The following is a 14,125-nucleotide window of genomic DNA, read 5'->3' as shown; positions in this document are numbered from 1 at the left end:
ATAAAAGGGGTTCGGTAACGTTTGCTTACATTTTTCTTCGCAGATTCTGCGAAACCAAAAGAATGCAAAGTTTGGGATTGCCGAAAGGCGATCGGGGAGGACGAAAAAAAGCGGGCGTCCTTCCGAAAGGACGCCCGCTCTATCACGACATAATCGTGTCGGCAGTATGTAACGCGCTGAAGCGAATTAAAAAATCAGTCCTCTTCGTCTAGCCAGGGGATATCCACGTCGGTAATGAACGCGACCATCGCGAGCGGACGGCCTTCCTGCCGCCCGATATTGCCGTCGGCGCGTTGCCACTCGCAGCGGAAAATCGTCGCGGGCGTGTCGGCGAGCAGCGTGATGGTGCGGATTTCGTCCGGATCGTTATCCTCGACCGGACCGTCGAGCGACACGAGCAATTGCTGCGGCCAGACGCCGTCGGCCGGATCGTAGATCTTGTCGCCGTCGTGGATGACGACGTGCGCCTCGACGCCGATCGTCGCCGACGCCTCGACGATCATCTTGCCGAGCGCGCGCAGCACCGCGGTGGCGCGGCCCGAGTTGGCCTGGCGGATCGCGAGATCGCCGCGCGTCAGCGCCTGCTCGAGTTTGGGGTTGGTTTTCTGTTGCGCCATCTATCTCTCTCAAGGGGTTCGTTGCGACTTTCGACGGGCACGGCCCGGCTTAAGTTGCACGCGGATCGTAGCATCGCACCAACAAAGATAGGTCGCGCGGGCGTCGGCGGCAAACCGGAGACGACAAAGCCCGCCCGACGCATGGACGGATCGCGCTCAAGTTTGCACGCGACCAGCCGATATTGCGCTCATCCCCACCGAAACGCGTGACTGCCGTGCCGTTCATCGACCTGACTGCTCCTTTGTGCGTTCGTCCGCCGGCGCTCGCTTCCCGCATGCCGTCTCCGGGCACCGCCGTGCGGCCGCCGCGACAGCGTCCCTGAACGTGCTGACCGGACATACGGAGATCGTCGACGGCATCACGCTGCGCACGCATCTGCAACCGATCTACAGCCTGCCGCACCAGCGCGAGGTGGGCTACGAGGCGCTGTTGCGCGGCGAAGCCGAAGACCGCGCGCTAGTCGGACCGTTCGATCTCTTCGCGCGCGCGATCGTCGCGGGCAAGCTGACCGAGCTCGACCGCATGAGCCATCTCACGCATCTGCGCAACGCGGCGCCGATGCTGCCCGCCGCGCACTGGCTCTTCGTCAACATCAATCCGGCGACCTTCACCGATCCCGGCTATGCCGCGCGGCTCGCGGCGGCCACGCGCGCATCCGGTCTCGCGCCCGAGCAACTGGTGATCGAAGTGCTCGAATCCGGCGGCACGGACGTCGCGGAAATCGCGCGCGCGACGCGTTCCTTTCGCGCGCAAGGCTTTCTCGTCGCGGTCGACGATTTCGGTGCGGGGCATTCCAACATCGACCGGCTGCTGACGCTGCGGCCGGACATCGTCAAGCTCGATCGCAGTCTCGTGCGGGCGAAAAGCGCTCACATGCGCGACGCGTTGCTGCCGAAGCTCGTCGATCTGCTGCACGAGTCGGGCATGTTCGTGGTCGCCGAAGGCATCGAGACGCACAAGGATCTGATGCTGGCGGCGCGCTCGAACGTCGATTTCGTCCAGGGCTATCTGCTCGGCATGCCGTCGGTGCGGCTCGCCGAGCGCGGCGCGGTCACGCCGCTTTTCGAAGACGTGTTCGACACGCTCGCGCAGATGCGCCGCACCGAGCGCCTCGCGGGCGATCTGCTTCTGCTGCCCTATCGCGCGGGACTCACGCAGGCGGCGCGGCGTTTCGCGTCGGGCGCGACGGCCGAAGCCTCTTGCGCCGACCTGCTCGCGCAGCCGTGCACGCTGAGTTGCTTTTTCCTCGATCAGGGCGGCCGCGAGTTCATGCCCGGCCTGGCGGGCGCGGCCGCGAGATCGCCGACCGCGCGGTTCGCGCCGATCGCCGATCCGTCGACGGGCCGCTGGGACAATCGTCCGTATTTCGTCGATGCGCACGCGAAGCCGCAGCAGGTCGTCGCGAGCACGCCGTATCTCTCGGTGACGGGCACGTCGCTATGTGTGACGCTGACGATCGCGACGCAGCGCAACGCCAAACCGGTCGTGATCGGCGTCGATCTCGACTGGCGTCGCCTGAGCGAAGCGGCGCCCGCGATTCTCTGACTCTTCAGCGTCTCAGGCGGTCGCGCGCTTCGTCTGCGCGATCGCATCGGCCAGCGCCGCCGCGCCCGCGCGCAGCGCCGCGACATTGCCGGGCTCGAAAGTCCAGTGTCCCGCCGCATTCACGACGGTCAGTTCCGCGCCCGGCCAGTGAGCCGCGAGGTCGAGCGCCTGATCGGCCGGACACACCATGTCGAAGCGGCCATGCACGATCCGGCAAGGCAGATGCGCAATTCGCGCGATGAGCGGCAAGAGCGGGATCGGCGGCAGCTCGTTCGCCATGTAGTGCCGTTCGAGCAACGCCATCGAGATCGCCGCCGCGTTCGCTTCCGCGCTCGGACGTTTCTCTTCCTCGGCCGGTTCCTTCTCGGGCTTGTTGACGACGGAAAGCGTCGTCTCGTACTGCGTCCACGCGCGCGCGAGCCGCGTGCCGGCTTCGTCGAAGCGCGCGAGCGGCGCTTCGGTCATCCGCAAAATGTCCTGCCCGTTCGCGGGACGCTGGCCGCACGCCGCCTCGATGGCATCGAGGAACGCGCGATGCGCTTCCGGAAACACGCGCCGCACGTCCCATAGAAACCAGTCGATGTCCTCGCGCCGCGCGAGAAAGATGCCGCGCAGCAGAAAGCCCGTGCAGCGCTCGGGATGCGCGACGCCATACGCGAGCCCGAGCGTCGTGCCCCACGAGCCGCCGAAAATCGCCCATTGCTCGATCTGTAACGCGACGCGCAGCTTTTCCATATCGCCGACGAGCGCATCGATGCCGTTCGCTTCCAGCTTGCCGAACGGCGTGGACTTGCCGCAGCCGCGCTGATCGAAGAACACGACGCGCCATTTGTCCTGCTCCAGCACCTCGGCCCATTTGACGTTCATCGCGCCGCCGGGGCCGCCGTGCACGACGAGCATCACCGGCGCGTCGCGCGGGCCCTGCGCGCGCCAGTAGATCGAATGACCGTCGCCCACGTCGAGCATGCCTTCGTCGAACTGCACCGGCGTCTGATTTTCCATTGCGCTGTTTCCTTGCTGTGTGTTTTGTCGGGGTCCATTGTTGCATCGCTTCGATGACGCCGCATGACGCGAAACGCCGATCCGGGGCGTTTCACCCGATACGCTATGCTTGCGGATTCCCGCCGTTCATCCCACAGTCATTCACGAATCCCGATGCGACGCACCCTCGTCAAGTGGCTCTTTGCAACCTATCTGCTGGGCAGCGGCATCGTCTGGTCGATTCTGATCCTGCCGCTCTTTCCGTTCGTCGGCCGCAACGGACGTTACCGGCTCGCGAAGCTCTGGTGCCGCGCGATGGTCGTGATGATGCGCGTCATCACCGGCGTGACGTGCTCGATCGAAGGTCTGGAGCATCTGCCCGACGGGCCGTGCATCATCCTGTCGCGTCACGAATCGACGTGGGAAACGCTTTCGTTCATGGCGCTCTTTCCGCGACGCATCAGCTTCGTGTTCAAGCACGAACTCATGAACATTCCGTTTTTCGGCTGGGTGCTGCGCGGGCTCGACATGGTGAGCCTCGACCGCGGCTCGATCCGTCAGGCGCATACGGCCGTGACGCGCGAATGCGCCGCGCGGCTGAAAAAGGGCGATTCCGTCGTGATCTTTCCGGAAGGCACGCGCGTCGCGCACGATGCGCCGCTCAAGCTGGCGTCGGGCGGCGTGCGTCTCGCGTGCGCGACGAAGGTGCCGGTCGTACCTGTCGTCCACGACGCGGGCAAGGTCTGGCCGGCGAAAGGGTGGCCGGATCGCGGCGGGCATATCCGCGTGATCGTCACGCCCTGCCTGCCGCTCGACTGCCAGATTCCGCAGGAATTGAACCGCCTCGCGCAGTCGCAAATGGACGATGCGCTCGCCGTGTTGCGCTAGACGGCGCTCAATACGGCGGACGTTTCTTTGCGGCGCACAAGCGGTTCACCGCGGCGATCAGCGTCCCCACGTCGACGGGCTTGCGCAAATAGCCGTCGTAGCTGACGAACGCCGGCGGGTTCGGATGCCCCGAAATCATCAGGAAAGGAATGTGCGCGAGCGACGCGTCGTTCTTCATCGTCTGGCAGAGCAGCGCGCCGCCCAAGCCCGGCATCATCCAGTCCGATACGACGATGTCCACGCTCTGTTCGCCGAGTATCGACAACGCCTTGTTGCCGTCGAACGCGCATAAGACATTGCAATCCTCGCCTTGCATAGAGATGGTCCAGGCTTCGATGGTGGCGGGGTCGTCGTCGACGAGCAGTACAGTCTTCATCTTGCGAACTTGTTCGAGTGCGGCGCGTTTGTGCGGCGGGAGGTGCAGGACAAAGGCTGCCGGCAACATCGGTAGTGACTGCCGCCAAGGCCGATGGTTGCCGTCACCGCTTATCTGCAGCTTTTTGTCATAGTATTTCTTTCGCGCCAAATCTGCGCGGTAAATGCTGCTTCAGCAACTTGCGCGCCGCCCGGCGTCGGCGGTCATTTGCTCCCGGCGCGCGAGCGGCCGGCGTCGCGCAGTGCGTCGACGAGCGCTTCTTCCACCGGCGTGCGCGCGGCGTCGTTGCGGCGGATCAGGCCGATGGGCTCGTCGGTGCCCGCGAAGGGCATCGGCAGCGCGGCGAGCAGTCCGAGGCCGATGTCCTGCTCGACCGCGCCGGCCGGCACGAACCACACGGCGTCGTTGTTCATCGCGAGCGCGCGCCCAAGCGACACCGACAACGTTTCGACGAGCGCCGTCAGCGCGTGCGCGCCGAACGCGGTCAGCACGCTTTCCGCCGATTGACGGATCAGCGTGCCGAAAGGCGGCACGACGATCACGAAGCGCGCGAGCAGCGCGGGCGTGAGCGGCGTTTCGAGCGTCAGCGGATGCTCGCGGCGCACGACCACCGCGAGCGGCTCGCGATAAATCTGCTCGAAGGACAGCCCGTGCATCGCTTCCGGCTCGGACAAGCGTCCGACGACGAGATCGACGTCGCCCGCCTTCAGCTTTTCCAGCAAGAGCGCGTTGGAATCGGTCCAGACGGACAGCGACACCGCCGGCCACTGCTGCCGGAACGATGTCAGCGCGGGCGAAAGCAGCACCGGCGCGACCGTCGGCAGAACGCCTATCGAAATGGATCCCGGCACGTCGCCACGTTCCCGCAGAAGCATGTCGACGCCCTCGCGCAGCGACGCCACGCACGCGCTCGCGTGCGGCGCGAAGAGCCGGCCCTCGCGCGTAGGCACCGCGCCGCGCCGCCCACGCTCGAACAGCCGCACGCCTAGAATGGATTCGAGCTCGCCGATCGTTTTGGAAACGGCGGGCTGCGTGATCGACAGACTATCGGCGGCGCGCTGCACGCTGCCGAGTTGCGTGACGGCCAGAAAACACTGGAGATGCCGGAACTTGACGCGGGTGTTGGTGAAATCGGTATCCATGACGATCCGTTATGCAAGATGGCACGAAACATCATTTTCCATAACTTGTGTCGTTCTATAAAGTAGCCGTCAGAAACATCCTATTCAACTTCCACAAATACAGGAGACAGTCGACATGACCTCCCCCATCCTCACACCGCGTGACTGGGAATCCCATCCCGCGTATCTGTCGCCGGGTTACCGGTCGTCGGTCCTGCGCAGCCCCGGTTTGCCGCTCATTCCGCTGAAGGAAAATCTGCGCAACCGCCGCGTGCCGGTCTACGGTGCTGAAGACTTGGGCGTGCTCGACAACGACCTCACCCGTAACGCCGCGAAAAACGGCGAACCGCTCGGCGAGCGGATCATCGTGACGGGCCGTGTGCTCGACGAAGGCGGCCGTCCGGTGCGCAACACGCTCGTGGAAGTGTGGCAGGCGAACGCCGCCGGCCGCTACGTGCACAAGGCGGACCAGCACGATGCGCCGCTCGATCCGAACTTCCTCGGCGCGGGCCGCTGCCTGACCGACGACGAAGGCCGCTATCGCTTCATGACGATCAAGCCGGGCGCGTATCCGTGGGGCAACCACCCGAACGCGTGGCGTCCGCAGCACATCCACTTCTCGCTCTTCGGCGAATATTTCGGCTCGCGCCTCGTCACGCAGATGTATTTCCCCGGCGATCCGCTGCTCGATCTCGATCCGATCTACCAAGGCATTCCCGAGCACGCTCGCAAGCGTCTGGTTTCGGCCTTTTCGATCGACACGACGCAGGAAAACTACGCGCTCGGCTACGAATTCGACATCGTGCTGCGCGGCCCGGACCAAACGCCGACGGAGTAACCGAACATGACCACGCTGAAACAGACCCCTTCGCAGACCGTCGGACCGTACTTCGCTTACGGCCTCGTTCCCGAGCAGTACAACTTCGATCTGAAGAGCCTCTTCACCGCATCGGCGGCGGATCGTGAAGTGCCGGGCGAGCATATCGCCGTCGTCGGCAACGTGTTCGACGCGGAAGGCAAGCCCGTCAACGACGCGCTGATCGAAATCGCCCAGGCCGATGCGAACGGCCGCTACGTGCAGAGCGCGCAGGAAGCGCGGGAGTCGGGCTTTCGCGGTTTCGCGCGCTGCGGCACGGGCACGGATCCGAAGCTGCGCTTCATCTTCGATACGGTGAAGCCGGGCGCAACCGCCGACGATTCCGCGCCGCACCTCGATGTCATCGTGCTGATGCGCGGCATGCTGCTGCACACCTACACGCGCATCTACTTCGAGGACGAAACCGAAGCCAACGCGAAGGACCCCGTGCTGCAGAGCGTGCCGGCGGAGCGCCGTCATACGCTTGTCGCGAAGCGCGAAGCGGGCGCGTCGGCCAAGCCGGGTTCGTCGGGCACGATCTATCGCTTCGACATCCATCTGCGCGGCCCGAACGAGACGGTTTTCTTCGATCTGTAAAGTTTCTCGCAGCAGTCGTTCGAAACGAGGGCGTCCGGCACTGCGCTATAGTGTCGGACGCCTTTCGTTTTTCTCCGCACTCTTTCCATGTCCGACGCTCCCACGCCCAGCCCGCTCTACGTCAAGCTTCTCGCCGAAACCGCCCAGATCGGCTGGTCCGAGCTGGAGCGCTTTTTCGCGCAAGGCAAGCTCATCTGGGTGAAGGGCGATCTCGATCTCGTAAGCGTCGCGGAAGCCATCGCCAACGACGACAAGCAGCAGGTCACGCAATGGCTTTCGGCGGGACTCGTCGAACGCATGCAGGCCGAGACCGCCGCCGATGTCGCCGCGCGCGATCCGCAATTGTGGGCGGTGGTGCTGTCGCCGTGGGTGTGCGTCCAGGAACGCGGGTGAACGGATGCAGTCGCGCTGCCTCGCGACACCGCAGTAAGCGCTGAAGCGCTAACTGCGGTTGTCGACGTAATCCGTCCACAGCACGACGAGAATCGTCATCAGCGCCGGGCCGATGAAAAGGCCGATCAGCCCGAACGTCTCCGCGCCGCCGAGAATGCCGAACAGCACGAGCAGAAACGGCAGCCGCGCCGATCCGCCGATCAGCACCGGCCGCACGAAGTGCTCCGCCACGAACACCACGATCAGCCCGAACACGGCGACGCACGCCGCCGCGATGGTCGAGCCTTGCGCGAGCAGCCATAGCGCCGAGCCGAGAAAGACGATCGGCGCGCAGAACGGCAGCATCGCCGCGACGGCCGTCAGCATGCCCAGCAGTGTCGCATGGGGCACGCCCGTCACCGCATAGGCGACGCCGAGCAGCGCGCCCTCCCCCAAGCCGACGACCACGAGCCCCACGACCGTGCTGCGCACCGATTCGGCCATCCGGCGAACGATCGCGGCGCCATCCGGGCCGAACGCGCGGCGCGAACCCGCGAGCAGTTGCTCGCCGAGCTTCGAACCCGCGAGAAACACGAAGAAGAGCGTCATCAGCATGAAGCCGAAGATGACGAAACCATGCACGACGCGCCCGCCGAAGTGCCGCGTCATCGCGACGACCGTCGCGCTATGCAGGTTCTTCACTGCGGGCGATGCTTCGAGCGGCGTCGCGAGATTCTGCTGCCACCAGCGCGCGACTTGTTGCGAACCCATCGGCAGATGCTCGATGAACGCGGGCATCGGAAGGCCGGTGCGCAGCACTTCGTGGAACCAGTGGAGCATGTCGCGCGCTTCGCTCACCGTCTGCGCCGCGACGATGAAAAACGGCACGACGAAAAGCAGGCCGATGGCCGCGGTCAGCCCGACAGCAAGCACGTTGTGATGCCGTCTGAACATGGGCCGGCGTTCGAGCCAGCCGAAAGCCGGCCACAGCGCAATCGCGATCACGCTCGCCCAGACGACCGCCGGAATGAAGGTACGCGCCGTATAGAGCGCGACCAGAACGAGCACGGCATAGAGCGCGGCGGAAGCGGTGCGCTGCATCTTTCGCGTGCGCTCGGATGAGTCCGGGGTCGGGTCGTTGCGCGGCTGGATCGGCATGGATGATGAGGCTCTGTTCGTGAGATCGATGACCGGCGAAACATGAAAGCTCGCCAGCATTGTAATCACGCACGAATCATTCCACTCGATGCGCGCAGTCAGGCAACGTTATTTACAGAAGGCACCTTTCGCGCTCCCTATAATCGAGACTCGATTTCGATGCAGGACTATGCAATGAAGGCAATGGCTTCGCGCGCAACGGTGGGCGCATGTGTGTCGCTCGCGCTGCTCGCCGGATGTTCAAGCGGGCTCAATCGGTCGAAGGAAGACCGGTTGAACGCGCAATACGGCATCACGATGTTGCCGGTCAAGGGAGGCGTGGAGATGCGCTTGCCGAACACGCCGCTCTTCGATACCGATGAATCGACGCTTCGCCGCAGCGATTCGCCGATGCTCGATCGCGCGGCGCAAGTGTTGAAGCGCAGCATGCGGCCCGTGCTGATCGAAGGCCATACCGACAACGAAGGCTCGCTCGCCTATAACCGCGCACTGTCGGCGGCGCGCGCCGATGCCGTCGCGCAGGCGTTGATCGCGCGCGGCGTGCCCGCCGAACGCATCACGACGAAGGGCATGGCGTATCTGCGGCCCATCGCGACGAACGACACCCGTGAAGGGCGCGCACTGAATCGCCGCGTGGAAATTCTCGTGCGCGCCGAGAGCGAAGAGACGCTGCTCGGCGCGCCCGCCAAGGTCAAGCGCTAGCGGCCTGCTCGACTTCCAGCACGAGCAATTGCGAGCCGTCGGCGACCTGATCGCCGACCTCGAACAGAATCTCGCCGATCTTGCCCGTCGCCGGAGCCACGATCGTGTGCTCCATCTTCATCGCTTCCATCACCATCAGCGGCGCGCCCTTCGTCACGGATGCGCCCGTTTCCACGAGCACCGCGATCACCTTGCCGGGCATCGGCGCGGTGAGACGGCCTTCGTGCTCGGCATCGCCCGCGTGCGCCATCAGGTTCTGCCATTCGAACTGGAACGCCGCGCCTTCGTGGAAGACGTGGAAGACGTCGCCGTCGGTGAATACGTGGCCTTTGATCAGCGCATCGTCGAGTTGCACCGCGAACGATGTCTCGCCGCTATGCGACCAGTCGAAGCGCGCGCTGGCATCGTCGAGACGCAGGCGCTTCTCGCCGTTCTTCGTGAACACGACCTTGAGCGTTTCGTCGGTATCGAGCGCGCGCCAGTTCAAATCCTGGCTGTAGCCGCCCGCCATGCGCCAGTGCGACAGCGCATCCCACGGCGAATGTCCGTGCGCCTCGCCGCCCTCGCGCGTGAGCAGCGCGGCGCATGCGAGCGCGAGCCCCTTCTTGCGCGAGACGTGCGTCGGCGCGAAGAGCGCATCGTGATGACGCTCGATCAGGCCCGTATCGAGATCAGCCGACGCGAACGGCTCGCTCTTCACGATGCGCTGCAGGAACTCGACGTTCGTCGACAAGCCGACGATCTCGCATTCCGCCAGCGCGCGCGCCATGCGGGCGAGCGCGTCGCGACGGTCGCGCCCATGCACGATCAGCTTCGCGATCATCGGATCGTAGAACGGCGTGATGGCATCGCCCTGACGCACGCCGCTATCGACGCGCACGTCGCCATCGATCGAAAACTCAACCGCGTGCGGCATGCGCACGTGCTTGAGCGTGCCCGTCGACGGCAGAAAGCCGCGCGACGGATTCTCCGCGTAGATGCGCGCCTCGATCGCGTGGCCATGCACCTTTAGCTCGTTTTGCTTCAACGGCAGCGGCTCGCCCGCCGCCACGCGCAGTTGCCACTCGACGAGATCGAGGCCCGTGACCATCTCTGTCACCGGATGCTCGACCTGCAGGCGCGTGTTCATCTCCATGAAGTAGAACTGGCCGTCCTGCGTCAGGATGAATTCGACCGTGCCCGCGCCGACGTAATTCACGGCGCGCGCCGCCGCGACCGCAGCCTCGCCCATCGCGCGACGGGTTTCGTCGTTGAGGCCGGGCGCGGGCGCTTCTTCCAATACTTTCTGATGGCGCCGCTGCACGGAGCAATCGCGATCGAAGAGATAGACCGCGTTGCCGTGCTTGTCCGCGAAAACCTGCACTTCGACGTGACGGGGACGCAGCAGATACTTCTCGATCAACACGCGATCGTTGCCGAAGCTCGACGCCGCCTCGCGCTTGCACGACGCGAGCGCCGCCGCGAAATCCTCGCTTCTCTCGACGACGCGCATGCCCTTGCCGCCGCCGCCCGCGCTCGCTTTCAGCAGCACCGGATAACCGATGCGATCCGCTTCGCGCTGAAGCAGCGACGGATCCTGATCGTCGCCGTGATAACCGGGCACGAGCGGCACCGATGCGGATTGCATCAGCGCTTTCGCGGCGGCTTTCGAACCCATCGCGCTGATCGCCTCGACGGGCGGTCCGATGAACACGAGTCCGGCTTTTTCGCACGCGTTCGCGAATGCTTCGTTTTCCGAAAGAAATCCGTAGCCCGGATGAATTGCTTGCGCGCCGGTTTTCTTCGCTGCATCGACGATGCGCTCGATGCGCAGATAACTCTCCGACGCCGCCGATCCGCCGACATGCACCGCTTCATCGCAGACATCGACGTGTTTCGCTTTGGCATCGGCGTCCGAATACACCGCGACGCTGCCGACGTTCAGGCGCTTCGCCGTCGCCGCGACGCGGCATGCGATCTCGCCGCGGTTCGCTATGAGTATTTTGTTGAACATGGCGTTACATCCCGAGGTCACATGCGGAACACGCCGAAGCGTGTTTCTTCGATAGGTGCGTTCATCGTCGCGGCCAATCCGAGGCCCAGAACGTCGCGGGTCTGCGCGGGATCGATCACGCCGTCGTCCCACAGACGCGCGCTCGCGTAATACGGATGCCCTTGCACTTCGTATTGATCGCGGATCGGCGCCTTGAACGCTTCCTCGTCCTCCTTCGACCACGTGCCGCCCTTCTTCTCGATGCCGTCGCGCCGCACCGTCGCGAGCACGGACGCGGCCTGCTCGCCGCCCATCACCGAGATGCGCGCGTTCGGCCACATCCACAGAAAGCGCGGCGAATACGCGCGGCCGCACATGCCGTAATTGCCCGCGCCGAACGAGCCGCCGATGATCACCGTGAACTTCGGCACCTTGGCGGTCGCGACCGCCGTCACCATCTTGGCGCCGTTGCGCGCGATGCCTTCGTTCTCGTACTTGCGGCCGACCATGAAGCCCGTGATGTTCTGCAGGAACACGAGGGGAATCTTGCGTTGCGCGCACAGTTCGATGAAATGCGCGCCCTTCAAGGCGGATTCGCTGAAGAGAATGCCATTGTTCGCGACGATGCCGACCGGATGCCCCCAGATATGCGCGAAACCGCAGACGAGCGTCGTGCCGTAGCGCGCCTTGAATTCGTCGAAAGCGGAATCGTCGACGATGCGCGCGATCACTTCGCGCACGTCGAAAGGCTTGCGCGTATCGACGGGAATCACGCCGTAGACGCTTTGCGGGTCATAGCGCGGCGGCAGCGGTTCTTTCAATGCGAGCGTCGGCGTCTTCACGCGATTCAGATTGCCGACGATGCTGCGCGCGATGCCGAGCGCATGCGCGTCGTTCTGCGCGAGATGATCGGCGACGCCGGACAGACGCGTATGGACATCGCCGCCGCCGAGATCTTCGGCGCTGACTTCTTCGCCCGTCGCGGCTTTCACCAACGGCGGACCGCCGAGAAAGATCGTGCCTTGATTCTTGACGATGATCGATTCATCGCTCATCGCGGGCACGTACGCGCCGCCCGCCGTGCACGAGCCCATCACCACGGCGATCTGCGCGATGCCTTGCGCCGACATGTTCGCCTGGTTGTAGAAGATGCGGCCGAAGTGATCGCGATCGGGAAACACGTCGTCCTGATTCGGCAGATTCGCGCCGCCCGAATCGACGAGATACACGCACGGCAGGCGGTTCTGCTCCGCTATCTCCTGCGCGCGCAAATGCTTCTTCACGGTGACGGGATAGTACGTGCCGCCCTTGACCGTCGCGTCGTTGCACACGACGACGCACTCCTGCCCCGCAATGCGCCCGATGCCGGTGATGATGCCCGCGCCGGGCGCGTCATCGTTGTACATACCGTACGCCGCGAGCTGCGACAGTTCGAGAAACGGCGTGCCCGGATCGAGCAGTTGCGCGATGCGATCGCGCGGCAGCAGCTTGTTGCGCGATACGTGCTTGTCGCGCGCGGCCCCGCCGCCGCCTTCCGCGATCTTCGCGATCTTCTCTTTGAGGTCCGCGACGAGCGCTTCGAGCGCCGCCGCGTTCGTGCGGAATTCCTCGCCGCGCGGATTCAGTTTCGATTCGATGATCGTCATGACGCGCGCCTCAAGCCGTCTCGGCGAACAGTTCGCGGCCGATCAGCATGCGGCGGATTTCGCTCGTGCCCGCGCCGATTTCATAGAGCTTCGCATCGCGCCACAGACGGCCGACCGGATATTCGTTGATGTAGCCGTTGCCCCCGAGCACCTGAATCGCTTCGCCCGCCATCCACGTCGCTTTTTCGGCGGTGTAGAGAATGACGCCCGCGCAGTCCTTGCGCACTTGCCGCACATGGTCCGAGCCGAGCGTATCGAGCTGACGGCCGACGGCGTAAAGATACGCGCGGCACGCTTGCAGCGTCGAGTACATGTCCGCGACCTTCCCCTGAATGAGCTGGAATTCGCCGATCGCCTGACCGAACTGCTTGCGATCGTGGATATACGGCACGACCGCGTCCATGCACGCGAGCATGATGCCGGTCGGCCCGCCCGCGAGCACCGCGCGCTCGTAGTCGAGGCCGCTCATCAGCACTTTCGTGCCGCCGTTCAGTTGACCGAGAATGTTCTCCTTCGGCACTTCGACGTTCTCGAACACGAGTTCGCCGGTATGCGAGCCGCGCATGCCGAGCTTGTCGAGCTTCTGCGCAACCGAAAAGCCTTTCATGCCCTTCTCGACGATGAACGCCGTGATGCCGCGTGGACCGGCTTCGATGTCCGTCTTCGCATACACGACGAGCGTGTCGCAATCCGGCCCGTTGGTGATCCACATCTTGGTGCCGTTGAGCACGTAGTGATCGCCCTTTTCCTCGGCGCGCAGCTTCATGCTGACGACGTCGGAGCCGGCGTTCGGCTCGCTCATCGCAAGTGCGCCGATATGCTCGCCGGACACGAGCTTCGGCAGATACTTGCGCTTTTGCGCCTCGGTGCCATTGCGATGAATCTGGTTCACGCACAGATTCGAATGCGCGCCGTACGACAACCCGACCGACGCCGACGCCCGCGAAATCTCTTCCATCGCGACCATGTGCGCCGTATAGCCCATGTTCGCGCCGCCGTATTCCTCGGAGACCGTCATGCCGAGCACGCCGAGATCGCCGAATTTCTTCCAGAGGTCCATCGGGAACTGATCGCTGTGATCGATCTCGCCCGCGCGCGGCGCGATTTCCTTCGCTGCGAAATTGGCGAGCGAGTCGCGCAACATGTCGATGTCTTCGCCCAACGCGAAATTCAGGCCGGGTACGTTGCTCATGGGTCGTCTCCTCCAGATGCGATGTTTTCGGTGCGTCCTGAAATATGAGCCTCACTCACACAGGACCACAAACCACGGAATGGGGCAATTTCACGCTCAAA

14 protein-coding genes are annotated in these 14,125 nt (G+C 64.4%); 6 read left to right on the top strand and 8 right to left on the bottom strand.

All coding sequences use genetic code 11. The annotated features are described in order from the left end of the window. Positions 1-194 precede the first annotated feature (194 nt). Positions 195-617 (bottom strand): hypothetical protein, encoded by a 423-nt coding sequence (locus tag NCS00_RS15825; protein ID WP_008353757.1) that lies wholly within the window; start codon positions 615-617, stop codon positions 195-197. A 325-nt stretch (positions 618-942) separates the two neighbouring features. On the opposite strand from NCS00_RS15825, the gene NCS00_RS15820 reads away from it, so the two are divergent. After that, positions 943-2,163: an EAL domain-containing protein gene (locus NCS00_RS15820; RefSeq protein WP_144403698.1), complete on the top strand. Its 1,221-nt coding sequence runs from the start codon at positions 943-945 to the stop codon at positions 2,161-2,163. Between the two features lie 12 nt (positions 2,164-2,175). On the opposite strand, the gene pip is transcribed toward NCS00_RS15820, so the two are convergent. Then, positions 2,176-3,165: a prolyl aminopeptidase gene (gene pip, locus NCS00_RS15815; RefSeq protein ID WP_250440470.1), complete on the bottom strand. Its 990-nt coding sequence runs from the start codon at positions 3,163-3,165 to the stop codon at positions 2,176-2,178. A 153-nt stretch (positions 3,166-3,318) separates the two neighbouring features. Here pip and NCS00_RS15810 point away from each other — a divergent pair, with 153 nt between their 5' ends. Continuing rightward, a complete protein-coding gene (locus NCS00_RS15810) occupies positions 3,319-4,032 on the top strand; it encodes a lysophospholipid acyltransferase family protein (protein WP_008353761.1) in 714 nt (237 codons plus the stop codon). A gap of 7 nt (positions 4,033-4,039) precedes the next feature. On the opposite strand, the gene NCS00_RS15805 is transcribed toward NCS00_RS15810, so the two are convergent. Further along, a complete protein-coding gene (locus NCS00_RS15805) occupies positions 4,040-4,408 on the bottom strand; it encodes a response regulator transcription factor (protein WP_250440469.1) in 369 nt (122 codons plus the stop codon). Positions 4,409-4,611: 203 nt separating this feature from the next. Further along, complete coding sequence (gene pcaQ, locus NCS00_RS15800) at positions 4,612-5,550, bottom strand: pca operon transcription factor PcaQ (protein ID WP_034471860.1); 939 nt, start codon at positions 5,548-5,550, stop codon at positions 4,612-4,614. Positions 5,551-5,665: 115 nt separating this feature from the next. On the opposite strand from pcaQ, the gene pcaH reads away from it, so the two are divergent. The 3 genes from pcaH (at position 5,666) to NCS00_RS15785 (ending at position 7,375) form a co-directional block, all read left to right on the top strand. Continuing rightward, positions 5,666-6,367, top strand: coding sequence for a protocatechuate 3,4-dioxygenase subunit beta (pcaH, locus tag NCS00_RS15795; protein WP_033536333.1), 702 nt, complete (start codon positions 5,666-5,668; stop codon positions 6,365-6,367). Positions 6,368-6,373: 6 nt separating this feature from the next. After that, positions 6,374-6,982 (top strand): protocatechuate 3,4-dioxygenase subunit alpha, encoded by a 609-nt coding sequence (gene pcaG / locus NCS00_RS15790; protein ID WP_250440468.1) that lies wholly within the window; start codon positions 6,374-6,376, stop codon positions 6,980-6,982. 87 nt (positions 6,983-7,069) lie between these two features. After that, positions 7,070-7,375 carry a DUF2288 domain-containing protein gene (locus tag NCS00_RS15785; protein WP_008353766.1) on the top strand — a complete coding sequence of 102 codons (306 nt, stop codon included), beginning with the start codon at positions 7,070-7,072 and terminating at the stop codon, positions 7,373-7,375. A gap of 48 nt (positions 7,376-7,423) precedes the next feature. Here the strand turns inward: NCS00_RS15785 and NCS00_RS15780 are convergent, their stop codons facing one another. After that, entirely contained in the window at positions 7,424-8,512 is a 1,089-nt protein-coding gene (locus NCS00_RS15780; protein ID WP_250440467.1) for an AI-2E family transporter, read from the bottom strand. Positions 8,513-8,686: 174 nt separating this feature from the next. Here NCS00_RS15780 and NCS00_RS15775 point away from each other — a divergent pair, with 174 nt between their 5' ends. Beyond that, on the top strand, positions 8,687-9,214 hold the full coding sequence (locus NCS00_RS15775) for an OmpA family protein (RefSeq protein ID WP_167561848.1): 528 nt from the start codon (positions 8,687-8,689) through the stop codon (positions 9,212-9,214). Here the strand turns inward: NCS00_RS15775 and NCS00_RS15770 are convergent. The 3 genes from NCS00_RS15770 to NCS00_RS15760 are packed head-to-tail and all read right to left on the bottom strand — an operon-like array spanning position 9,204 to position 14,024. Then, positions 9,204-11,207, bottom strand: coding sequence for an acetyl/propionyl/methylcrotonyl-CoA carboxylase subunit alpha (locus NCS00_RS15770; protein WP_250440466.1), 2,004 nt, complete (start codon positions 11,205-11,207; stop codon positions 9,204-9,206). The genes NCS00_RS15775 and NCS00_RS15770 overlap by 11 nt on opposite strands. A 17-nt stretch (positions 11,208-11,224) precedes the next feature. Continuing rightward, positions 11,225-12,832, bottom strand: coding sequence for a carboxyl transferase domain-containing protein (locus NCS00_RS15765; protein ID WP_250440465.1), 1,608 nt, complete (start codon positions 12,830-12,832; stop codon positions 11,225-11,227). Between the two features lie 10 nt (positions 12,833-12,842). Further along, the gene (locus NCS00_RS15760; RefSeq protein ID WP_062603797.1) at positions 12,843-14,024 is read right to left on the bottom strand and encodes an isovaleryl-CoA dehydrogenase; all 1,182 of its coding nucleotides are present in this window, start codon (positions 14,022-14,024) and stop codon (positions 12,843-12,845) included. Positions 14,025-14,125: the final 101 nt, after the last annotated feature.

Source organism: Caballeronia sp. AZ1_KS37 (assembly GCF_023631165.1).
In the GTDB taxonomy this organism is placed as follows: domain Bacteria; phylum Pseudomonadota; class Gammaproteobacteria; order Burkholderiales; family Burkholderiaceae; genus Caballeronia; species Caballeronia zhejiangensis.
Note: the sequence above shows the minus strand (reverse complement) of the source record. Positions and strands in the feature narration are given on the sequence as shown.